23 protein-coding genes are annotated in these 20,335 nt (G+C 68.3%); 20 read left to right on the top strand and 3 right to left on the bottom strand.

The annotated features are described in order from the left end of the window. Positions 1 to 43: 43 nt before the first annotated feature. Positions 44 to 1,012 carry an esterase family protein gene (locus K0O62_RS09050; RefSeq protein ID WP_073859212.1) on the bottom strand — a complete coding sequence of 323 codons (969 nt, stop codon included), beginning with the start codon at positions 1,010 to 1,012 and terminating at the stop codon, positions 44 to 46. Between the two features lie 230 nt (positions 1,013 to 1,242). Here K0O62_RS09050 and K0O62_RS09045 point away from each other — a divergent pair, with 230 nt between their 5' ends. Beyond that, entirely contained in the window at positions 1,243 to 1,809 is a 567-nt protein-coding gene (locus tag K0O62_RS09045) for a TetR/AcrR family transcriptional regulator (RefSeq protein WP_073859211.1), read from the top strand. 35 nt (positions 1,810 to 1,844) lie between these two features. Continuing rightward, positions 1,845 to 3,017 (top strand): acyl-CoA dehydrogenase family protein, encoded by a 1,173-nt coding sequence (locus K0O62_RS09040; RefSeq protein ID WP_073859210.1) that lies wholly within the window; start codon positions 1,845 to 1,847, stop codon positions 3,015 to 3,017. A gap of 57 nt (positions 3,018 to 3,074) precedes the next feature. Here K0O62_RS09040 and K0O62_RS09035 read toward each other — a convergent pair whose 3' ends face one another. Continuing rightward, the gene (locus K0O62_RS09035; RefSeq protein ID WP_131817469.1) at positions 3,075 to 4,544 is read right to left on the bottom strand and encodes an aldehyde dehydrogenase family protein; all 1,470 of its coding nucleotides are present in this window, start codon (positions 4,542 to 4,544) and stop codon (positions 3,075 to 3,077) included. Between the two features lie 33 nt (positions 4,545 to 4,577). On the opposite strand from K0O62_RS09035, the gene K0O62_RS09030 reads away from it, so the two are divergent. The 9 genes from K0O62_RS09030 (at position 4,578) to K0O62_RS08990 (ending at position 13,175) form a co-directional block, all read left to right on the top strand. Beyond that, a complete protein-coding gene (locus K0O62_RS09030) occupies positions 4,578 to 5,492 on the top strand; it encodes an amidohydrolase family protein (RefSeq protein WP_073859209.1) in 915 nt (304 codons plus the stop codon). Positions 5,493 to 5,575: 83 nt separating this feature from the next. Then, positions 5,576 to 6,679, top strand: a complete 1,104-nt coding sequence (locus K0O62_RS09025) for a homogentisate 1,2-dioxygenase (protein WP_073859208.1) — start codon at positions 5,576 to 5,578, stop codon at positions 6,677 to 6,679. A 3-nt stretch (positions 6,680 to 6,682) separates the two neighbouring features. Continuing rightward, positions 6,683 to 7,876 carry an alpha/beta hydrolase family protein gene (locus K0O62_RS09020; protein WP_073859207.1) on the top strand — a complete coding sequence of 398 codons (1,194 nt, stop codon included), beginning with the start codon at positions 6,683 to 6,685 and terminating at the stop codon, positions 7,874 to 7,876. Next, positions 7,873 to 9,078: a CaiB/BaiF CoA transferase family protein gene (locus K0O62_RS09015; RefSeq protein WP_073859206.1), complete on the top strand. Its 1,206-nt coding sequence runs from the start codon at positions 7,873 to 7,875 to the stop codon at positions 9,076 to 9,078. The genes K0O62_RS09020 and K0O62_RS09015 overlap by 4 nt, the downstream gene beginning before the upstream one ends. Beyond that, positions 9,075 to 9,965, top strand: coding sequence for a hydroxymethylglutaryl-CoA lyase (locus K0O62_RS09010; protein WP_073859205.1), 891 nt, complete (start codon positions 9,075 to 9,077; stop codon positions 9,963 to 9,965). Before K0O62_RS09015 ends, K0O62_RS09010 begins: the two co-directional genes overlap by 4 nt. Position 9,966: 1 nt before the next feature. Then, positions 9,967 to 10,581: a TetR/AcrR family transcriptional regulator gene (locus tag K0O62_RS09005; RefSeq protein ID WP_073859204.1), complete on the top strand. Its 615-nt coding sequence runs from the start codon at positions 9,967 to 9,969 to the stop codon at positions 10,579 to 10,581. A gap of 19 nt (positions 10,582 to 10,600) precedes the next feature. Next, positions 10,601 to 11,839, top strand: a complete 1,239-nt coding sequence (locus K0O62_RS09000; protein WP_073859203.1) for an acyl-CoA dehydrogenase family protein — start codon at positions 10,601 to 10,603, stop codon at positions 11,837 to 11,839. After that, on the top strand, positions 11,836 to 12,840 hold the full coding sequence (locus tag K0O62_RS08995) for a phosphotransferase family protein (RefSeq protein ID WP_083603733.1): 1,005 nt from the start codon (positions 11,836 to 11,838) through the stop codon (positions 12,838 to 12,840). The genes K0O62_RS09000 and K0O62_RS08995 overlap by 4 nt, the downstream gene beginning before the upstream one ends. Next, the gene (locus K0O62_RS08990) at positions 12,837 to 13,175 is read left to right on the top strand and encodes a DUF6285 domain-containing protein (RefSeq protein ID WP_073859202.1); all 339 of its coding nucleotides are present in this window, start codon (positions 12,837 to 12,839) and stop codon (positions 13,173 to 13,175) included. Before K0O62_RS08995 ends, K0O62_RS08990 begins: the two co-directional genes overlap by 4 nt. A gap of 4 nt (positions 13,176 to 13,179) precedes the next feature. Here K0O62_RS08990 and K0O62_RS08985 read toward each other — a convergent pair whose 3' ends face one another. Continuing rightward, entirely contained in the window at positions 13,180 to 13,809 is a 630-nt protein-coding gene (locus K0O62_RS08985; protein WP_073859237.1) for a class I SAM-dependent methyltransferase, read from the bottom strand. A 52-nt stretch (positions 13,810 to 13,861) separates the two neighbouring features. Between K0O62_RS08985 and K0O62_RS08980 the strand changes: the two genes are divergently transcribed. From K0O62_RS08980 to nuoF, 9 genes are all read left to right on the top strand, one after another. Next, entirely contained in the window at positions 13,862 to 14,233 is a 372-nt protein-coding gene (locus K0O62_RS08980) for a nuclear transport factor 2 family protein (protein WP_073859201.1), read from the top strand. Between the two features lie 12 nt (positions 14,234 to 14,245). Then, on the top strand, positions 14,246 to 14,758 hold the full coding sequence (locus K0O62_RS08975; protein ID WP_073859200.1) for a YceI family protein: 513 nt from the start codon (positions 14,246 to 14,248) through the stop codon (positions 14,756 to 14,758). A gap of 10 nt (positions 14,759 to 14,768) precedes the next feature. After that, the gene (locus K0O62_RS08970; RefSeq protein ID WP_079244552.1) at positions 14,769 to 15,167 is read left to right on the top strand and encodes an Rv3143 family two-component system response regulator; all 399 of its coding nucleotides are present in this window, start codon (positions 14,769 to 14,771) and stop codon (positions 15,165 to 15,167) included. 183 nt (positions 15,168 to 15,350) lie between these two features. Beyond that, the gene (locus tag K0O62_RS08965; protein ID WP_073859199.1) at positions 15,351 to 15,725 is read left to right on the top strand and encodes an NADH-quinone oxidoreductase subunit A; all 375 of its coding nucleotides are present in this window, start codon (positions 15,351 to 15,353) and stop codon (positions 15,723 to 15,725) included. Continuing rightward, positions 15,716 to 16,273 (top strand): NuoB/complex I 20 kDa subunit family protein, encoded by a 558-nt coding sequence (locus K0O62_RS08960; protein WP_073859198.1) that lies wholly within the window; start codon positions 15,716 to 15,718, stop codon positions 16,271 to 16,273. Before K0O62_RS08965 ends, K0O62_RS08960 begins: the two co-directional genes overlap by 10 nt. Beyond that, entirely contained in the window at positions 16,270 to 16,959 is a 690-nt protein-coding gene (locus K0O62_RS08955) for an NADH-quinone oxidoreductase subunit C (RefSeq protein WP_073859197.1), read from the top strand. The genes K0O62_RS08960 and K0O62_RS08955 overlap by 4 nt, the downstream gene beginning before the upstream one ends. Further along, complete coding sequence (nuoD, locus tag K0O62_RS08950) at positions 16,959 to 18,260, top strand: NADH dehydrogenase (quinone) subunit D (protein WP_073859196.1); 1,302 nt, start codon at positions 16,959 to 16,961, stop codon at positions 18,258 to 18,260. The genes K0O62_RS08955 and nuoD overlap by 1 nt, the downstream gene beginning before the upstream one ends. 7 nt (positions 18,261 to 18,267) lie before the next feature. Next, positions 18,268 to 18,969 carry an NADH-quinone oxidoreductase subunit NuoE gene (gene nuoE, locus K0O62_RS08945; protein WP_073859195.1) on the top strand — a complete coding sequence of 234 codons (702 nt, stop codon included), beginning with the start codon at positions 18,268 to 18,270 and terminating at the stop codon, positions 18,967 to 18,969. Further along, complete coding sequence (gene nuoF, locus K0O62_RS08940) at positions 18,966 to 20,270, top strand: NADH-quinone oxidoreductase subunit NuoF (RefSeq protein ID WP_073859194.1); 1,305 nt, start codon at positions 18,966 to 18,968, stop codon at positions 20,268 to 20,270. The genes nuoE and nuoF overlap by 4 nt, the downstream gene beginning before the upstream one ends. Positions 20,271 to 20,335 lie beyond the last annotated feature (65 nt).

Below are 20,335 nucleotides of genomic sequence, written 5' to 3'. Positions count from 1 at the left end.
AATCCCCCGAGGCCGAGGCCTCGGGGGATTTTCGATGGCTGATCTAGCCCAGGACCCGCTGCAGGTCCGGGATCATCGCCTGGAGCTCCCGGCCCCAGTACGCCCAGTTGTGCGTGCCGTTGTTCGGGAAGTTGAACACACCGTTGCTACCGCCCGCGGCCAGGTAGTTGTCGCGGAAGGTGATGTTGGTGCGGATGGTCAGATCCTCGAGGAAGGTGGCGGGCAGATCGCCGCCGCCGAGCTCGTTCGGGGTGCCGTTACCGCAGTAGACCCAGATGCGGGTGTTGTTCGCCACCAGCGTCGGGATGTTGAGCATCGGGTCGTTGCGCTTCCAGCCGCTGTTCGGGTCCTCGGTCTTGCCCCACATGTCGTCGGCCTTGAAGCCACCGGCGTCACCCATGGAGATGTTGATCAGGAACGGCCACCAGCCCTCGGAGGGGTTCAGGAAGCCTGACATCGAACCGGCGTAGATGAACTGCGCCGGGTGCCAGGTCGCCAGGTTCAGCGCGGACGAGCCGGCCATCGACAGACCGATGGCGGCGCTTCCGGTGGGCTTGACGGCCTTGTTCGACTGCAGGTAGGCCGGCAGCTCCTGGGTCAGGAACGTCTCCCACTTGTAGGTGACGGTCGGGCCCTTGTTGCGGGCCGGCGCGTACCAGTCGGCGTAGAAGCTGGACTGGCCACCGACGGGCATGACGACCGACAGGCCACTGTCGAGGAACCACTCGAAGGCCTGGGTGTTGATGTCCCATCCATTGAAGTCGTCCTGCGCCCGCAGGCCGTCCAGCAGGTAGACCGCCGGCGAGTTCTCGCCACCGCTCTGGAACTGGATCTTGATATCGCGGCCCATACCGGCGGACGGCACCATCAGGTACTCCACCGGCAGGCCTGGGCGGGAGAAGGCACCAGCGGTGGCCGTCTCCCCTGCAACTGCGATCGCGCCCGGTACGACCAGCGCCGCCGCGGCGGCGGCCCCGATCCGGCGCATCCACCGGCCAACAAGGTTCTGCATCAAATTCAATCCCAACTCTTATCCGTCACGGTCCCGCCCGACCCTCGGTGTCGGTGAAACCCAACACCCAGAGATACCGCAGTGCCTCTTTGCACTGCGGTATCCGCGTCCGCTCGTCGATTCGGATCGTGGAGCGGATCGAGAATTCAGTTGTCCGACTTGCAGTAAAACACGCAATCTGGGGCTACAGAAAGTCCGGGGGGCGGGCGCGTCGCCGTAGGCTGCCCCTCATGTCGTCCGCCCGATCCTCGTCTGGCAACCGCCTGACCATTGACGATTGGCTCCAGGCCGGTTATGCCATCCTCGCCGAAGAGGGCATAAAAACACTCAAAATAGATCGTCTGTGCACCCGCTTGAAGGTCACCAAGGGCAGCTTTTACTGGCACTTCGACGGTATGCCCAGCTATCGGGCGGCCCTGGTGCAGGGCTGGCGGGACCTGCGCGACGAGGATCGCAGCCAGATCGAGACCATCGGAGAACTGCCGCCGCGCGAGCGGCTGGCCCAGATGATGGCCTCCCTCATCAGCCCCCGGCACTGGACCCTGGAACGCGCCATGCGCGAGTGGGCACGCACGGACGAGACCGTCGCCGAGAGTGTGCGGGCCGCTGACCGGCGAGTTCTGGCCGCGGTGCGCACCGCGTTCGAGGACTACGGCTTCGACGCCGAGGACGCCGAACTGCGGGCCAACGCGACGTTCGCGGTGGGTATCGGTTTCCTTCATCTTTCGGGCCGGACACCGAACCCCCGGCAGGCCGCCCAGAGCGAGCGTTTCCTCGAACTGATGCTCGCGCGCTGAACTTCCATACTAAAAAGTATGGTAGCTTCGTCGGCATGCCGACGATCGATGCATCCCCGCTGGTGACCGACGAATTCGTGGCTGCCCTGGCCCAGCGCGCCGCCGAGGCCGAGGAGCTGCGCCGCATGCCCGAGGCCACCGTCGCCGATCTGACCTCTTCCGGGTTCACCGATCTGTTGAAGCCGGCACGCTACGGGGGCCTGGAAGCGCCGTTCCCCGCCCTGCTGGACCCCGTACGCCGGATGGCCCACGGCTGCACCTCCAGCGCCTGGACGATCGGCTTCCTGGCGCTGCACAACTGGTTCCTGGCGCTGTTCAGCGAGCAGGCCCAGGAGGAGGCCTTCGCCGGCGCCCCGTTCCTGGCACCGGCGCCGCTGGCCCCGACCGGCCGCGGCCTGCCCGCCGAGGGCGGTGTCCGGATCACCGGCCGCTGGTCCTGGGCCACCGGCGTGATGCACGGCAACTGGGTCTTCGTGGCCGCGCTGTGCGGGCCGGACGGGGATCCCAGCGGCATCTACCCCGCGCTGGCCCTGCTGCCGATCCAGGACGTCACCGTCGAGGACGTCTGGCACACCGACGGCATGCGGGCCACCGGCTCCAACGACGTCGTCGCCACCGATGTGTTCGTACCGGCGCACCGGCTGGTCAACGTGCTGGACATCTACTCGGGCACCGCCCCCGGTGCCGGGCTGCACAACAGCACCACCTACCGCTGGCCGATGGTGCCCGCGCTGGCGCTGCTGGCCGCGATGCCCGCGCTCGGCAGCGCCGAACGGGTCACCGAGATCTACGCCGAGCGGCTCGCCGAGCGGGTGCTGGCCTACGAGGGCGTGATGCAGAAGGACAAGCCGATCGCCCAGGCACACCTGGCCGGGGCGCAGGTCCGGCTGCGCGCCCTCAACGCCCTGCTGGCCGACACGGTCGGACAGATCGAGGAGATCGTGGCCGCCGGGGATCCGGTGGCCAAGCCGGTCCGCGCGCAGGCCCGGCTGGCGGCCGCGCACATCGTGGCCGAGTCCAAGGGCGTCATAGCCGAGCTGATGGGCGCCGGCGGGGCCAGCATCCACTTCCTGGCCAACCCGATGCAGCGGTTCAAACGCGACGTCGACGTGCTGTCCGGGCACGTGGTGTTCGACTACGACACCAGCCGGGAGCTGGCCGGCGCGCTGGCCCTGGGGTGCAAGATCCCGTTCACCTCGATGATCTGATGGCCGCCCACCTTCGGCGCCAACCTGCCGACGGTGCGGGTGGAGTCGGCCGACTGATCAGGCCGGCGGCCCGGGCAGGTTGGCGGCATCGTCGCGGCGGATCAGCATCTGGGTCTCGGTGAGTTCTTCGATGCCGGCCCAGCCGTTGATCCGGCCGATACCGCTCTGCTTGACCCCACCGAACGGGGTGGTGTGATCCGAGGCCCCGGCTGCGTGCACGTTGACGAACACCGTGCCCGCCTCGATACCGCGGGCCACCGCGAAGGCGTGCTCGTCGTCGCGGGACCAGACCGAGGCGGCCAGACCGTATTCGGAGTCGTTGGCCAGCGCGATCGCCTCGTTCTCGGTGTCGAACGGCAGAATCGGCAGCACCGGGCCGAACTGTTCGGCGGCCACCAGCCGGGACTGCTGCGGGATGCCGGTGACCAGGTGTGGCAGCAGGAAGTGCCCGCGCTCCCAGCCGGCCGGATCGAGTTTGCGCCCCAATTCGGTGACGGTGCCGCCGATCTCGGCGCTGTCCCGGATCAGGGCCTGCACCCGGTCCAGCGCCGCCGCGCTGATCAACGGGCCGATGGAGCTGGCCGGGTCCAGTCCGTCACCGACGGTGAGTTGATCGGTGACCGCGGCGAGCGCCTCGACCAGATCGCCGAAGTGGCTGCGGTGCACGTAGATCCGCTTGATGGCGAAGCACACCTGCCCCGAGCAGGTGAACGCCGAGTTGCGCAGCGCGGTGACCAGCGCATCATCGACGACCGCCGACTCGAGTACCAGTGCCGGATCGTTGCCGCCGAGTTCCAGCCCGACCCCGGTGATCGACTCCGCGGCGGCGCGCATCACCTCGCGCCCGCCGGCGGTGCCGCCGGTGAACATGACCCGGCGCACCGTGGGGTGGGCGGCCAGCGCATGGCCGGTCTGCGCGCCGTCGCCGGGCACCACGTTGATCACCCCGTCGGGCAGGGCGGCAGACACCGCGTGCAGCACCGCGGTCAGGGCCAGTGGGGCCAGCTCCGACGGTTTGACGACGACGGTGTCACCGGCCGCCAGCGCCGGGGCAATGGCATTGAACGCCAACAACACCGGATAGTTCCACGGCACGATGACGGCCACCACCCCGACCGGGCGGCGGCGCCGGACGAACCGGCCGCGCTCGTCGTCGACGATCTCTTCGGCGGCCACCCGCTCGATCAGCCGCCGGCACTCGCGCAGCAGGTAGGGCGCCCCGGCGAGATCGACCATGGACTCCCACAGCACCTTGCCCTGCTCATTGGTGAGCAGCCGGGCCCGGTTCTCGAAGTCCTCCAGCGCCGCACCGGCGGCCGCCTTGAGCGCATCGCGGCGCTCGGTCACCGTCAGCGCGGCCCAGCCCGGGGCCGCTGCGGCGGCGGCCCGCACCGCCCGGTCCACCAGGGCGGCATCGGCGAGCGCGGACTCCCCCACGATGTCCCGGGCGCGGGCCGGGTTGTGGACCGCATGCATCGGGCTGCCGACCGTGCGGCCGCCGATCAGGACGTGCGCGTCATTCCCCACGGGCCCGAACGTACCTTAAGGTACGTTGACCTGGTGTCGGGTTTGATCGACGTCCACCAGCACCTCGTCCCGCCGGATTACCGGGCGGCGGTGGACGCGGCCACCGGCGGTTCGGTCGGCGGCATACCGCAGCCGGCGTGGGACGAGACCTCGATGCTGGCACGCATGGAGGCACTGCACATCGACCGGGCCGTGCTGTCGGTGTCGGCACCCGCCCTGGCCCCACTCGGCGCCGCCGACCGTCCCGCGCTGGCCCGGTCCTGCAACCAGACCATGGCCGATCTGAGCGCACGCCATCCCGGCAGAGTGGGCGGGTTCGCGCTGCTGCCGCTACCCGACGTCGACGCGACACTCGCCGAAATCGCTTATGCGCTGGACGTTCTGCGCCTCGACGGGGTCGCGGTGCTCACCAACTACGAGGGCCGCTATCTCGGCGACCGGCGGTTCGCACCGGTGCTGGCCGAACTGGACCGCCGGCACGCGGTGGTACACGTGCACCCCAACCTGCCGCCGGCGATGGCCGACGCCCGGCTGATGCTGCCCGCACCGGTCCTGGAGTTCACCTTCGACACCACCCGTATGGTCGCCGAGCTCATCCTCACCGAAACCCCGGCGCGATACCCGAATCTCAAACTGGTGCTCTCCCATCTGGGCGGCACCCTGCCGTGGGCGGCCTGGCGGCTGTCGATGCTCGACGATTTCCCGTCCGCCGACGGCGGCCGCCGCGAACCCGTCCGCGATCAGCTGCGCCGGTTCTACTACGACCTCGCGCTGTCGGCCTCACCGGAAGCACTGCAGCTGGCCGCCGAGGTGGTGGGCACCGACCGGCTGCTCTACGGCAGCGACATCCCGTTCGCTCCCGCGCCGTTCGTCGAGAAGAACACCGCGGCGGTCGACCCGAATCTGGCTGCCCGGACCCGGGATAACGCCGAGCGCCTGTTCGGCTGACCGGCCGTCATCGGCCCTTGCCAACACCCAGAACAAAAAGTAAAGTCACTTTCAGTTTTGCTGACAGACTTGCGAGGAGCGTCATGGAATCCTTCGTTCACCTGCGGAAAGGCAAGACGCCCAAACGCGTGCACGCCGACCTGGACGGCCTGAAAGACGATGAACTGGGCCGCGGCGGCTTCGTCGGCCGGACCGCGAACATGTACCGGCGAAACGATCCCACCGCCTACCGCACGGTCGGTCCCCTGCGCCCCACCGACGTGCTGTCCTCCGAGCTCAAGCCCGGCGACGCCACCGACGCCCACGGCGGCCCGCTGCTGATGTTCTCCAACCCCGACTGCCTGGTGCTGCTCAGCCGGCGCACCGAGGAGATGCCGTTCTTCGTCCGCTACGTCGACGGCGATCTGCTGATCTTCGTGCACAAGGGCGCCGGGCTGCTGGAAACCGAGTTCGGCCCGTTGCGTTACCGCGAGGGCGACTGGATCTACATCCCGAAGGCGTGCACCTTCCGCCAGGTGCCCGACAGCGAGAGCACCTGGTTGATGATCCAGGCCACCGACGACTTCCGGGTGCCCCCGGCCGGCACCCTGGGCCGGCACTTCCCGTTCGACCCGGCGCAGGTGACCATCCCCGAGCCGGCGCCGATCGACGATGACGGACGCGAGGAGTACGAGGTCCGCCTCATCCACGCAGAGATTCAGGGGGCGGGCTCCACATCTTTGTTCTACAAACACAATCCGCTCGACGTCGAGGGCTGGCGCGGGGACAACTTCCCGTTCACCTTCAACATCGAGGACTACACCGTCATCACGTCCGAGAGCGTGCACCTGCCCCCGACGGTGCACCTGTTCATGCAGGCGACCGGCGTGTACGTGATGAACTTCCTGCCCAAGCCGGCCGAGAGCGTGCCGGGCACCGAGCGCACCCCGTGGTATCACCGCAATGTCGACTACGACGAGATCGCGTTCTTCCACGGCGGGACGCTGTACGGCATCCCGATGCCTCCCGGCCTGGTTTCCCATGCGCCGCAAGGGGTTCACCACGGCGCACCGGAGAAGGCCCGGGAACGCGCCCGCCGCAAGTTCGACGATTACGACCGGGTGGACTGGTCGGTGATCGCCATCGACACCCGCCGCCGACTCATCCCGTCCGCCGAAATCCTCGCCAACGATCTGGGGCAGCACTAGAACATGACCGCAACCACCGAATCCCCCGTCAAATACGAGTACGACCGCATCCCGTACCTGGTTGCCTACCAGAACACCTCGTCGGTGCGTGACGTCTACGGTGGCGTCGCCGAACTGGTGGTGCTGGAGAGCTATCTGCTCAAGCCCAAGACCAAGCCGAGCGACACCGTGCTGGTGTTCATGCACCCGATCGGTGGCGGCGCCTACCTGCCGATGATCAATGCGCTGGCCCGGGCCGGCCACCATGTCATCTACTGCAACAGCCGATTCCGCGGCACCGACTCCGCGCTGCTGATGGAGAAGGTCGTCGAGGATCTCGGCGAGTGCATCAAGGACGCCAAGAACCGGCTGGGCTACGAGAAGGTGGTACTGGCCGGCTGGAGCGGTGGTGGTTCGCTGTCGGCGTTCTACCAGCAGCAGGCCCAGAACCCGACGGTGACCGCCAGCCCGTCCGGTGACGGCCCCGACCTGACCACGCTGGGCCTGATCCCGGCCGACGGCATCATGCTGCTGGCCGCGCACATCAGCAGGCACGGCACCATGACCGAATGGATGGACGCCTCCATCCTGGACGAGAACGACCCGTCCAAGCGGGACCCCGAGTTGGACCTGTACAACCCGGACAACCCGAACCAGCCGCCCTACACGAGTGAGTTCCTGGAGCGCTACCATCAGGCGCAGATCGCCCGCAACCGGCGAATCACCAAGTGGGTCAAGGAAAAACTGGCCGAGCTCAGGGCCGCCGGACGTCCCGATGACGAGTATGCGTTCGTCGTGCACGGCACCATGGCAGACCCGCGCTGGCTGGACCCCACCGTCGACCCCAACGAGCGCAAGCCGGGCACCTGCTACCTGGGCGACCCGCAGGTGGTGAACAACTCCCCCGTCGGCCTGGCCCGGTTCTGCACGCTGCGCAGCTGGCTGTCGCAGTGGAGTTATGACGACGCCAACGGTGACGCCCTCAAGGCCGGACCGGACATCACGGTGCCCGCCCTGGTCATCGGCAACCTCGCCGATGACGCCTGCACCCCGAGCCACACCCGCCGACTGTTCGAGGCGATCGGGCACCCGGACAAGGAGATGCACGAGATCCCGGGCGCCAACCACTACTACTCGGGCCCCGATCAGCGCGGCACGCTGCGCCAGGCCGTGGCGATCTGCACCGATTGGCTGCACCGGCACGGGTTCTCGCTGTGACGGTCACCGGACCGCTCGACGGCATCAGGGTGCTCGAGCTGGGCACCCTGATCTCGGGCCCGTTCGCCGGCCGGCTGCTCGGCGACATGGGCGCCGAGGTCATCAAGATCGAACTGCCCAGCAGCCCGGACCCGCTGCGCACCTGGGGGCAGGCCGAACTCGAGGGGCACCACTTCTTCTGGACGGTGCACGCCCGCAACAAGAAGGCCGCCACCCTGGACCTGCGCACCGAGCGGGGCCGGGAACTGTTCCTGGAACTGGTATCACGCTCGGACATCATCGTGGAGAACTTCCGGCCCGGCACGCTGGAGAAGTGGAACCTGGGCTACGACGTGCTGCGCGAACACAACTTGGGCATCATCCTGGTGCGAGTGTCCGGGTACGGCCAGACCGGGCCGGACGCCGGTAAGGCCGGGTATGCCTCCGTCGCCGAGGCGGCCAGCGGGCTGCGGCACATGAACGGTTTCCCCGGTGGCCCTCCCCCGCGGCTGGCGCTGTCGCTCGGTGACAGCCTGGCCGGGATGTTCGCCGCCCAGGGCGCGCTGGCCGCGCTGTACCGGCGCAGCGTCACCGGTGAGGGGCAGGTCGTCGACACCGCCCTGACCGAAAGCTGTTTGGCCATCCAGGAATCCACCATCCCCGATTACGACGTCGGGGGCGTGGTCCGCGGACCGTCGGGCACCCGGTTGGAGGGCATCGCCCCGTCGAACATCTACCAGAGCGCCAACGGCAGCTGGGTGGTGATCGCCGCCAACCAGGACACCGTGTTCCGCCGCCTCTGCGAGGCGATGGGCCGGCCCGAACTGGCCACCGACGACCGGTTCGCCGACCACGTGGCCCGCGGGCGCAACCAGGACGAGCTGGACAAGATCATCGGCGACTGGGCCGTCCGGCGGGAGCCCACCGAGATCATCGCGACCCTGTCCGAGGCCGGTGTCATCAGCGGGCCGATCAACACCGTCGCCGAGGTGTTCGAGGACCCGCAACTTCAGGCACGCGGGATGATCGCCGACCACTGGGATGAGCGGATCGGGCGTAACGTCAAGGGGCCGGGTGTCATCCCGGTGCTCTCGGAATCGCCGGGCACCATCCGCAACGCCGGTTCGGCGCGGCCGGGCCAGCACAATGACGAGGTGTACTCGGGTCTGCTGGGCCTGAGCGCCGAGGAACTGGCGTCCTTGAAGGAGGAAGGGGTGCTATGAAGGTCGATATCCGCGAGGTCTGCTTGCGCGACGGACTGCAGATCGAGGCGCCCATCCCACTGGAGGCCAAGATCGGCATCCTGGAGGCCATCGTCGCCACCGGTGTCCGGGAGGTCGAGGCCACCGCGTTCGTCTCCCCGTCCAAGGTGCCCGCCCTGGCCGACGCCGCCGAGCTGGCCGCCGAACTGCACCGCTTTCCGGACGTGGAGTTCTCCGCGCTGGTGGCCAGCCCCAACGGTGCCAAACACGCCATCGCGGCCGGGCTGAATTCCATCGAATACGTGGTGTCGGCCTCGGATGCGCACAGCCGCGCCAACGTCGGACGCGACACCGCCGAGGCGACGGCGGCCATCGCCGACGTCACCCGCATCGCCCATGACCACGACGCGCGCGTCGAGGTCATCATCGCCACCGCCTGGGACTGCCCGTTCGACGGACCCACCGACCCCCAGCGGGTCGTCGACATCGCCTCGGCAGCAACCGATCTCGGAGTGGACCGGATCGCGATCGCGGACACCATCGGCACCGCAACCCCGAAGCGGGTGCAGGCCCTGATCGAGCGGGTCCGCCCGGTGATCGGGGATCTGCCGCTGGGCGCGCACTTCCACAACACCCGCGGGGCGGGCCTGGCCAGTGCATACGCCGCGGTGCAGGCCGGGGTGACCCGGCTGGACGCCTCGGTCGGCGGGCTGGGCGGTTGCCCGTTCGCGCCCGGGGCCAGCGGCAACATCGCCACCGAGGATCTGGTGTATCTGCTGCGCGACAGCGATATCGAGGTCGACGTCGACCTCACCGCCGCCATCGCGGCGGCGCGGGTGGCCCAGCAGGCCGTCGGCCACGAACTGCCCAGCGCGCTGCTGCGCGCCGGGGATCGCATCCTGGGCTGACATGACCCCCGCCGGATCGCTGACCGCCAAGGGCCGCCAGACCCGGGGCGCCATCGAGCTCGCCGCCCGGAAGCTGTTCGCCGAACGCGGTTTTCACGGCACCACGCTGGCCGACATCACCTCGGCGGCGGGCAAGTCCTCGGCGGTGTTCTACCGGTACTTCGACGACAAGGAGGACCTGCTGGCCTCGCTCGCGGAATCCTTCCTGCACGACATCGTCGAACCCTCCGGCACCCGGGTGCCGCTGCCGGACTCACCGGAGGACACCGAGTACTTCACCACGGTGGTGACCGGGTACTGGAATCTGTTCAAGCAGAACATCGGCATCATGATCGCCGTCGCGCAGCTCGGGGCCACCCAGCCCAGGTTCGCTCAGGTGCAGCACGAGTTCCGGCGGTTCGGGATCGACATGGTGGCCGATTCGGTGCGCCGGGCCCGCGAACAGGGCTACGCCCAGGACCTGGAACCTGAGCATATCGCCGCCGCGATCGCGTTGTTGTTCGAGAATTTCACCGTGGTGGTGGTCGGAAACCCCGGTTCGGAACTGCAGATCAGCGACGCCGACGCCATCAAGACCTTGTCGACGATCTGGAAGAAGACCCTGTACGGCCGCTGAGCCAGAAAGAGAGATCACCGTGGATTTCGCTTTACCAGAGCATCTTCCAGGCCTGTTGGCCGAGATGGACGCCTTCATCGAGGCCGAGATCAAGCCGCTGGAACGCGAGCACATGCAGTACTTCGACCGGCGCCGCGAGTTCGCCCGCACCGACCTGGAGAACGGCGGGGTGCCGGCCCGGGAGTGGGAGGACCTGCTCGACGAGATGCGCCGGCGCGCGGATGCCGCCGGGTGGCTGCGGTACGGCCTGCCCGAGGAGTTCGGCGGCCGCGGCGGGTCCAACCTGGATATGGCCGTCATCCGGGAACACCTGGCGCACAAGGGTCTCGGCCTGCACAACGATCTGCAGGACGAATCCTCCATCGTCGGCAATTTCCCGCAGGTCATCATGATGAGCCGGTTCGGCACCGAGGCGCAGAAGAAGGACTGGGTCGAGGCGATGCTGACCGGCAAACGCTCGATGGCCTTCGGCCTGACCGAACCCAACCACGGCAGCGACGCCACCTGGATGGAGACCACCGCCGTCCGCGACGGTGACGACTGGGTCATCAACGGCGCCAAGCGCTGGAACACCGGTGTGCACCGCGCGACCCATGACCTGATCTTCGCCCGGACCTCCGGTGCGGACGGGTCGGCCGTCGGGATCACGGCCTTCCTGGTGCCCACCGACACCCCGGGCTTCACCGTCCCCTACTACTGGTGGACCTTCAACATGCCCAGCGACCACGGCGAGGTGGAGCTCAAGGACGTCCGGGTGCCCGCCGACGCGGTGCTCGGCGAGGTCGACCACGGCCTGGAGGTCGGCCAGACATTCCTGCACGAGAACAGGATTCGGCAGGCCGCCAGCAGTCTGGGCGCCGCCCAGTACTGCATCGACCGGGCCGCGCAGTACGCCGGGGACCGGATCGTCTTCGGCAAGCCGCTGTCGGTGAACCAGGCCGTGCAGTGGCCGCTGGCCGAGTTGCAGACCGAGGCACAGATGGTGCGCCTGCTGGTGTACTACGCCGCCTGGCATCTGGACCGCGATCACCACATGGAGGTCTCGGACAAGGTGTCGATGGCCAACTATCGGGCCAACCGGCTGGTGTGTGAGGCCGCGGACCGGGCCATGCAGATCCACGGCGGCGTCGGCTACAGCCGGCACGAACCGTTCGAGCACATCTACCGCCATCACCGGCGGTACCGGATCACCGAGGGCGCCGAGGAGATCCAGATCCGCCGGGTAGCGCAGCGCATGCTGAAGTTCGGGCGCAAGTGACCGACGCGTCGCGACTGGGCGCGGCCCTCGTCGATGTGCTCGCGCCGGAGCTGGGCGAGGTCACGGTGTCGGATCTGCGGGTACTCACCGGCGGAGCCAGCCGCGCCACCTGGGCCTTCGACGCCCGGACGCCGGCCGGGGTGCGGGCCCTGATCCTGCGCACCGGCCCACCCGACGACGTGCACGCCAGCATGGAGTTGGAGGCGGCCGCGCTGCGCCGCGCCGCGGCCACCGGCGCACCGGTTCCGCAGATCATCGCCGCGGACAATTCCCCTGCTGCACTCGGCAATCCGTACCTGGTCTGCGACTTCATCGGCGGTGAGACGATCGTCCGCAAGATCGCGCGCACCCTCGATGACACCTCGCGGGCACGGCTGCTGCGCCAGTGCGCCCAGGCGCTGGCCGCCATCCACCGGGCCGATCCGGCCGGGATCGGGCTCTCCAGCGCCGACCCGCTGGACGAGTGGCGCCACCAGCTCGACGAGATGGGCGACACCACCGCCACATTCGAGTGGGCGTTTCGCTGGCTGGAGCACAACCGTCCGGCGGCGACGCCGGAAGTGCTGGTACACGGCGACTTCCGGATGGGCAACCTGATCGTCGACGACAACGGGTTGGCCGCCGTACTGGACTGGGAGCTCACCCACATCGGCGAGGCGCTCGACGACCTGGCTTGGTTCTGCATCCGGGCCTGGCGGTTCGGGGCACCCGCCGCGCTCGGCGCGGGCGGGCTGGGCAGCATCGAGGACTTCGTGTCCGCCTACGAGCTGGCTGCCGGCCGGGCGGTGGACCGCGCCGCGCTGCGCTGGTGGCTGGTGGCGGCCACCCTGCGCTGGGGCGTGATCTGCCGATACCAGTACGAGCGGCACCGCTCGGGGCTGACCCGGTCGGTCGAACTGGCGGCCATCGGGCGGCGGGTGTGCGAGACCGAGTACGACCTGCTCAACCTTCTGGAGTCCGGTGGGCTGGAGCGTAGCGACCGGGGAATGGACACAGCGTGACGGACCTGCATTACAAGCCCACCGCCGCCGAACTGGTCGCCGCGGTGGCGGAGTTCCTGGAAGGCGAGGTCCGCACGGAGACCACCGGTGCGCTGAACTTCCACGCCCGGGTCGCGGCCAACGTGCTGCGCATCGTGGAACGTGAACTGGCGGCCACCGGCGAGGACGAGCCCCGCGCGGAGTTGGCGGCGCTCGGGTTCGACGAGGAGGCCGCCCTGGCCGCCGCGATCCGGGCCGGGGATTTCGACGGCCGCGGCGCCGAGGTACTGCCCGCGCTGCGGGCCCTGGTGCGCCATCGCCTCGACATCGCGCACCCGGGCTATGACCAGGAGTGAGGGTTCACAGCCGGCGTATCCGGGCCAGCCAGGCCGGCTCGTCGACGACCGCACCGACCGGCAGGCCGAGCAGCGGGGCGTGCGCCTGACCCACCACCCCGCGGTAGGTGGTGGTGTCCAGCGCCTCCAGCTCCCAGCCGTCGGCGAATGCGGACCGGATCACCTCCTCGCCGACCTGCGGGCCGAACCCGCGGCCCGCGTCGGACAGGGCCAGAAGATGCAGATACCCACCGGACCGGCAGCCCCGGTGCAGGCCGGCGACGTAGCGGGCGCGGTCGGCGGGATCGTCGAAGATGTGGAACAGCGCGCTGTCCAGGATCGTGTCGAACGGCGCGGCCCCGGCGAGGATCGCGTCCATGTCCATGGCGTCACCCACCTGGAACCGGGCGTCCACGCCCCGCGTGGCCGCGTTCTCCCGGGCCTGGGCGATGGCGCGCGGCGCGTAGTCGACACCGAGCACCGGATGGCCACGGCCGGTCAGCAGGATGGTGTGCTCCCCCAGCCCGCATCCGATGTCCAGGATGCGTCCGTGCAGCATGCCGCCCTCGGCGAGCGCGACGACCGCCGGTTGCGGTTCGCCGATCACCCATGGCGCGGTGCGTGTTTCATAGGCCCTGTCAAAGTGTTCTCTCATGTCCACCAGCTTCGGACCTGAACCATCCTTGAGGTCAACCCCAGGAGGAGATATGACCGCCGATGTGGCCGACCGACTGTTCAGCGCCATCGAGCGCGGTGAATACGACACCGTCGCCGCCATGTGGGCCGACGACGTCAAGGTGTGGCACAGCGGGGACACCGCCGACAACGACCTGGGGCCCGCACTCAAGGTGATCCGGTGGTTCATGCGGATCACCTCCTCGCGGCGCTACGAGATCCTCGATCGGCAGTTCTTCGACGGCGGCTTCGTGCAGCAACACGTGCTGCACGCCGAGGCCACCGCTGGTGCGTCGATCCAATTGCGTGTATGCATCGTGATCAAGGTGGGCGCCGATGGCCGGATCACCCGGATCGACGAATACTTCGACCCGGCCGATATGGCTCCCCTACTCACGAACTGAGGAGGACCGGGGATGGATCTGCAGGACTGGCTGGGTACCTGGCGGCTGGATCCCGGCCGCACCGAAGTCGCGTTCCACAGCCCCACGTTCTGGGGCCTGGCGCACGTCAACGGCGTGTTCACCGAGGTGGAGGGCAGCGCCGAGGCGGTCGCGGAGGGCAATGTCACGGGGCGGCTGCGCATCGCCGCCGCGTCGGTGCGCACCGGCATCGGCCGCCGCGACAACCATCTGCGCTCCGATGATTTCTTCGACGTTCGCCGGTTCCCGCTGATCGAGGTGGCGGTGGAGGCCGCGGAGGCCACCGGGCCGTCCTGGGTGACGCTGAGCGTCCAGTTGACGGTGAAGGGCAAACAGCAGGATCTGGAGTTGCCGACGCACGTGCGGGGCCTGCCCGGCGGTGAGGTCCGGCTGGAAACCACGACCACGCTGAACCGTCAGACATTCGGGGTCAACGGCAACCTGCTCGGGATGATGGGTGACGCGGTCACCATCGAAGCCGCCGCGGTTTTCGTCAAGCAGTCGTAGCATCGCCCCTGTGGCCGACACCGATGCGCAGCTACGGATCCTGGTCTACAGCTCCAACAACCGCACCCGCGAACAGGTGCGCTCGGCGCTGGGCCGGCGCCTTCATCCCGATCTGCCCGAGCTGAGCTATCTCGACGTCGCGACCGCGCCGGTGGTCGTCGAGCAGGTCGCCGCCGGCGGATTCGATCTGCTGATCTTGGACGGCGAGGCGACGCCGACGGGCGGGATGGGGCTGGCCAAGCAGCTCAAGGACGAGATCAGGGTGTGTCCCCCGATCCTGGTGCTCACCGGGCGTCCCGACGACGCCTGGTTGGCGTCCTGGTCACGCGCCGAAGCGGCGGTGCCGCACCCGATCGATCCGATCCGGCTCGGTGAGGCCGTGGCAGATCTGCTGCGCCCACGTTCTTGATCACAGCACGAAAAACGCTGTGGCCGTTGCATCTTCACCACTCTCACAGATGAGGGCGGGTGGACCCAGCTGTCGGTTCCGATCCTAACCAAAATGCGGCGCCTCGACCGTTAACGCGACTAAGCTGTGTTCTAGCTCACATCGAAAGTCCACCGAGAGAGCGGCACAGAGGTTGACACAGACATGACTGTCTACACACCCATCCTGGTGCTGGGGGCGATTGCGGCCGCGTTCGCGATCGTCTCGGTGGGCATTGCCCTCGTCATCGGGCCGCGCCGCTACAACCGCGCCAAACTCGAAGCCTACGAATGCGGCATCGAGCCGCTGCTCCCCGCCGCGGCCGCCAAGCTCGCGACCGGTCAGCGGTTCCCGATCAGGTACTACCTGATCGCGATGCTGTTCATCATCTTCGACATCGAGATCGTGTTTCTCTACCCGTGGGCGGTGACCTTCGACTCGCTGGGGCTGTTCGCGGTGGTGGAGATGCTGCTGTTCATGCTCACCGTCTTCGTGGCCTACACCTACGTCTGGCGCCGGGGAGGGCTCGCATGGGACTAGAGGAACAACTGCCCGGCGGCATCCTGCTGTCCACCGTGGAGAAGGTCGCCGGTTACGTGCGCAAGGGATCGCTGTGGCCGGCCACCTTCGGGCTGGCGTGCTGCGCCATCGAGATGATGGCCACCGCCGGCCCGCGCTTCGACATCTCCCGGTTCGGCATGGAGCGCTTCTCGGCGACACCACGCCAAGCCGACCTGATGATCGTGGCCGGACGGGTCAGTCAGAAGATGGCCCCGGTGCTGCGTCAGGTCTATGACCAGATGGCCGAGCCGAAATGGGTACTGGCCATGGGGGTGTGCGCCTCCTCGGGCGGAATGTTCAACAACTACGCGGTGGTGCAGGGCGTCGACCATGTGGTGCCGGTGGACATCTACCTGCCCGGGTGCCCGCCCCGCCCGGAGATGTTGCTCAACGCAATCCTCAAGCTGCACGCCAAGATTGCCGAGATGCCGCTCGGAGTCAACCGGGCCGAGGCGATCGCCGCCGCCGAAGAGGCCGCGCTCGCATCGCGGCCCACCATCGAACTGACCGGATTGCTGCGCCCATGACATCCGAAGACACCAGCGCGGGGTTCGGTGATCAAGAGGTGATCGGCACCCGCCGGGGCATGTTCGGGGTCACCGGCACCGGTGACACCTCCGGGTACGGCCGGCTGGTCCGCGAGGTCACACTGCCGGGCAATTCCCCACGGCCCTACGGCGGGTACTTCGACGAGGTCGTCGACGCATTGATCGCCGCGCTCGGGGACGACGTGTTCGCCGCCGCGGTGGAGCGCATCGTGGTCTTCCGCGATCAGCTCACCATGGACATCAGCCGCGAGCACCTGGTGGCGGTGGCCCGGACACTGCGCGACGATCCCGCGCTGCGATTCGAGCTGTGCCTGGGTGTCTCCGGGGTGCACTATCCGGGCGAGACGGGCCGCGAACTGCACGCGGTCTATCCACTGATGTCGATCACCCACAACCGCCGCATCCAGCTCGAGTGCGCCGCACCGGACACCGATCCGCATGTGCCGTCCCTGTTTTCGGTGTATCCGACCACCGATTGGCATGAACGGGAGACCTACGACTTCTTCGGCATCATCTTCGACGGGCACCCGTCGCTGACCCGCATCGAGATGCCCGACGACTGGGTCGGGCACCCGCAACGCAAGGACTACCCGTTGGGCGGCATCCCCGTCGAGTATCACGGGGCACAGATCCCGCCGCCCGATGAGCGGAGGGCCTACAGCTGATGTCGACCGAGACCGACCCGCCCGTCGTGATGGTCGGCGGCCAGGACTGGGATGCCGTGGTGGCGGCCGCCCGGGAACACGCCGGTGAGCGCATCGTGGTGAACATGGGTCCGCAGCATCCCTCCACTCACGGTGTGCTGCGGCTGATCCTGGAGATCGAGGGCGAGACGATCGTCGAGGCCCGGTGCGGGATCGGTTACCTGCACACCGGTATCGAGAAGAACCTGGAGTACCGCAACTGGACGCAGGGCGTCACCTTCGTGACCCGGATGGACTACCTGTCACCGTTTTTCAACGAGACCGCCTACTGCCTGGGCGTGGAGAAACTGCTCGGCGTCACCGACGACATCCCCGAACGCGCCAGCGTCATCCGGGTCCTGCTGATGGAACTCAACCGCATCTCCAGCCATCTGGTCGCACTGGCCACCGGCGGGATGGAACTGGGCGCGATGTCGGCGATGTTCTTCGGGTTCCGGGAACGCGAGCTCATCCTGAGCGTGTTCGAGACCATCACCGGCCTACGGATGAACCACGCCTACATCCGGCCCGGTGGCCTGGCCGCGGATCTGCCCGAGGAGGCGATGCCGCAGCTGCGCGAACTCATCGACATCCTGCCCGGCCGGCTCCGTGATCTGGAGAAGCTGCTCCGCGAGAACTACATCTGGAAGGCCCGCACCGAGGGCATCGGCTACCTGGACCTGACCGGGTGCATGGCGCTGGGCATCACCGGTCCGGTGCTGCGATCCACCGGTCTGCCGCATGACCTGCGCCGGGCGCAGCCGTACTGCGGATATGAGACCTACGACTTCGAAGTGTGCACCGACACCGGGTGCGATGCCTACGGCCGCTACCTGATTCGCGTCGACGAGATGAAGGAATCGCTGAAGATCGTCGAACAGTGTGTGTCTCGGCTCAAGCCGGGGCCGGTGATGCTGACCGACAAGAAGCTGGCCTGGCCGGCGGATCTCACGGTCGGCCCGGACGGGCTGGGCAACTCCGAGGAGCACATCGCCAAGATCATGGGGTCCTCGATGGAGGCGCTCATCCACCACTTCAAATTGGTCACCGAGGGTATCCGGGTGCCCGCCGGCCAGGTGTATGTCGCGGTCGAGTCACCCCGCGGGGAACTCGGGGTGCACATGGTCAGCGACGGCGGCACCCGCCCGTACCGGGTGCATTACCGGGATCCGTCGTTCACCAACCTGCAGGCGGTGGCGGCGATGTGTGAGGGCGGCATGGTGGCCGACGCGATCTCTGCGGTGGCATCCATCGACCCGGTCATGGGGGGTGTGGACAGGTGATAGCCAGATGACCGCCATCGATCTGCAACTCGGTCAGCGTCCAGAGGAGGCGGGACCACCGATCAGTGCCGGGCCACAGACGTACTCGGACGAGGTGAGCGCCCACCTGGCCGCCGATGCCGAGCAGATCATCGCCCGCTACCCGGTGGCCCGGTCGGCGCTGCTGCCCCTGCTGCACCTGGTGCAGGCCGAGGACGGCTACCTCACCCCCGCCGGGATCGCCTTCTGCGCAGACCAACTCGGGTTGACGCCGGCCGAGGTGACCGCCGTCGCCACCTTCTACTCGATGTACCGGCGCACCCCGACCGGGGACTACCTCATCGGCGTCTGTACCAACACGCTGTGCGCGGTGATGGGTGGTGACGCCCTCCTGGACGTGCTGGAGCAGCATCTCGGCATCCGTGCCGGGCAGAGCACCGCGGACGGGTCGATCACGCTGGAGCACATCGAATGCAACGCCGCCTGTGACTACGCGCCGGTGCTGATGGTGAACTGGGAGTTCTTCGACAACCAGACACCGTCGACGGCGCGGGATCTCGTCGACGACCTGCGGGCGGGACAGCCCGTCACCCCGACCCGCGGCGCCACGCTGTGCACCTTCCGCCAGACCGCCCGCATCCTGGCCGGTGTCGACGCCGGCGCCCCCGACACCTCCCCGGCCGGCGCGGCGACGCTGGCCGGACTGCGGGTGAGCCGAGGTGAACAGTGACGTCACTGACACCGGTGCTCAGCCGCTACTGGGACGACCCGCAGTCCTGGACGCTGGAAACCTATCTGCGCCACGACGGCTACCGGGCCCTGGACACCGCGCTGGGGATGACCCCCGCCGAGGTGATCGGCCTGGTCAAGGAGTCCGGCCTGCGCGGACGCGGCGGGGCCGGATTCCCGACCGGGCAGAAGTGGTCGTTCATCAACGCCCATGATCCCAAACCGCACTATCTGGTGGTCAACGCCGACGAGTCCGAACCCGGTACGTGCAAGGACATTCCGTTGCTGATGGCCACACCGCACGTGCTGGTCGAGGGCGCGATCATCGCCGCGTACGCGATCGGCGCCCGGCACGCGTTCATCTACGTGCGCGGTGAGGTGGTGCCGGTGCTGCGCAGGCTGCGGGCCGCCGTCGTCGAAGCCTACGAGGCCGGCTACCTGGGCACCGACATCCGGGGCACCGGTTTCGATCTGGACCTGGTGGTGCACGCCGGGGCCGGGGCCTACATCTGCGGCGAGGAGACCGCGCTGCTGGACTCCCTGGAGGGCCGGCGCGGGCAGCCGCGGCTGCGTCCGCCGTTCCCGGCGGTCGCCGGTCTGTATGCCTGCCCGACGGTGGTCAACAACGTCGAATCTATTGCCAGCGTGCCCGCCATCGTGTCCCGCGGGGTGGACTGGTTCAAGTCGATGGGCTCGGACAAGTCCCCCGGATTCACGCTGTACTCGCTGTCCGGGCACGTGACCCGTCCGGGCCAGTACGAGGCACCGCTGGGCATCACACTGCGGGAACTGCTCGACTACGCCGGTGGCGTGCGGGCCGGGCACCAGCTGAAGTTCTGGACCCCGGGAGGCTCCTCGACGCCCCTGTTGACCACCGAACATCTGGACGTGCCACTGGATTACGAGGGGGTGGCCGGCGCCGGCTCGATGCTGGGCACCAAGGCGTTGCAGATCTTCGACGAGACCACATGCGTGGTGCGGGCGGTGCGCCGGTGGACGCAGTTCTACGCCCACGAGTCCTGCGGCAAGTGCACACCGTGCCGGGAGGGAACCTACTGGCTGGCGCAGATCTACCAGCGCCTGGAGGAGGGTGCGGCGAGCCAGGCCGACATCGACAAGCTGCTCGACATCGCCGACGCGATCCTGGGGAAGTCGTTCTGCGCACTCGGCGACGGTGCGGCCAGCCCGATCATCTCCTCCATCAAGTACTTCCGCGACGAGTACCTGGCGCATCTGGACGGTGGCTGTCCGTTCGACCCGTATGCGTCGACGCTGTTCGCGGTGGAAGGGGCGGGGGCATGACGGTCCTGCGGGTCACCTCTTACCGGCGAGCAGTCGCGAATGGCCGCAGAAATGGGCTGTTTCGC

It is taken from the genome of Mycolicibacterium diernhoferi, assembly GCF_019456655.1.
GTDB lineage: Bacteria > Actinomycetota > Actinomycetes > Mycobacteriales > Mycobacteriaceae > Mycobacterium > Mycobacterium diernhoferi.
This window is presented reverse-complemented; position numbering and strand designations above follow the sequence as displayed.

Coding starts and splice junctions, on each gene's coding strand:
- K0O62_RS09050 (WP_073859212.1), bottom strand. CDS start 1,012: ATGCAGAACCTTGTTGGCCGGTGGATGCGCCGGATCGGGGCCGCCGCC.
- K0O62_RS09045 (WP_073859211.1), top strand. CDS start 1,243: ATGTCGTCCGCCCGATCCTCGTCTGGCAACCGCCTGACCATTGACGAT.
- K0O62_RS09040 (WP_073859210.1), top strand. CDS start 1,845: ATGCCGACGATCGATGCATCCCCGCTGGTGACCGACGAATTCGTGGCT.
- K0O62_RS09025 (WP_073859208.1), top strand. CDS start 5,576: ATGGAATCCTTCGTTCACCTGCGGAAAGGCAAGACGCCCAAACGCGTG.
- K0O62_RS09020 (WP_073859207.1), top strand. CDS start 6,683: ATGACCGCAACCACCGAATCCCCCGTCAAATACGAGTACGACCGCATC.
- K0O62_RS09010 (WP_073859205.1), top strand. CDS start 9,075: ATGAAGGTCGATATCCGCGAGGTCTGCTTGCGCGACGGACTGCAGATC.
- K0O62_RS09005 (WP_073859204.1), top strand. CDS start 9,967: ATGACCCCCGCCGGATCGCTGACCGCCAAGGGCCGCCAGACCCGGGGC.
- K0O62_RS08985 (WP_073859237.1), bottom strand. CDS start 13,809: ATGAGAGAACACTTTGACAGGGCCTATGAAACACGCACCGCGCCATGG.
- K0O62_RS08980 (WP_073859201.1), top strand. CDS start 13,862: ATGACCGCCGATGTGGCCGACCGACTGTTCAGCGCCATCGAGCGCGGT.
- K0O62_RS08975 (WP_073859200.1), top strand. CDS start 14,246: ATGGATCTGCAGGACTGGCTGGGTACCTGGCGGCTGGATCCCGGCCGC.
- K0O62_RS08965 (WP_073859199.1), top strand. CDS start 15,351: ATGACTGTCTACACACCCATCCTGGTGCTGGGGGCGATTGCGGCCGCG.
- K0O62_RS08960 (WP_073859198.1), top strand. CDS start 15,716: ATGGGACTAGAGGAACAACTGCCCGGCGGCATCCTGCTGTCCACCGTG.
- K0O62_RS08955 (WP_073859197.1), top strand. CDS start 16,270: ATGACATCCGAAGACACCAGCGCGGGGTTCGGTGATCAAGAGGTGATC.
- nuoD (WP_073859196.1), top strand. CDS start 16,959: ATGTCGACCGAGACCGACCCGCCCGTCGTGATGGTCGGCGGCCAGGAC.
- nuoE (WP_073859195.1), top strand. CDS start 18,268: ATGACCGCCATCGATCTGCAACTCGGTCAGCGTCCAGAGGAGGCGGGA.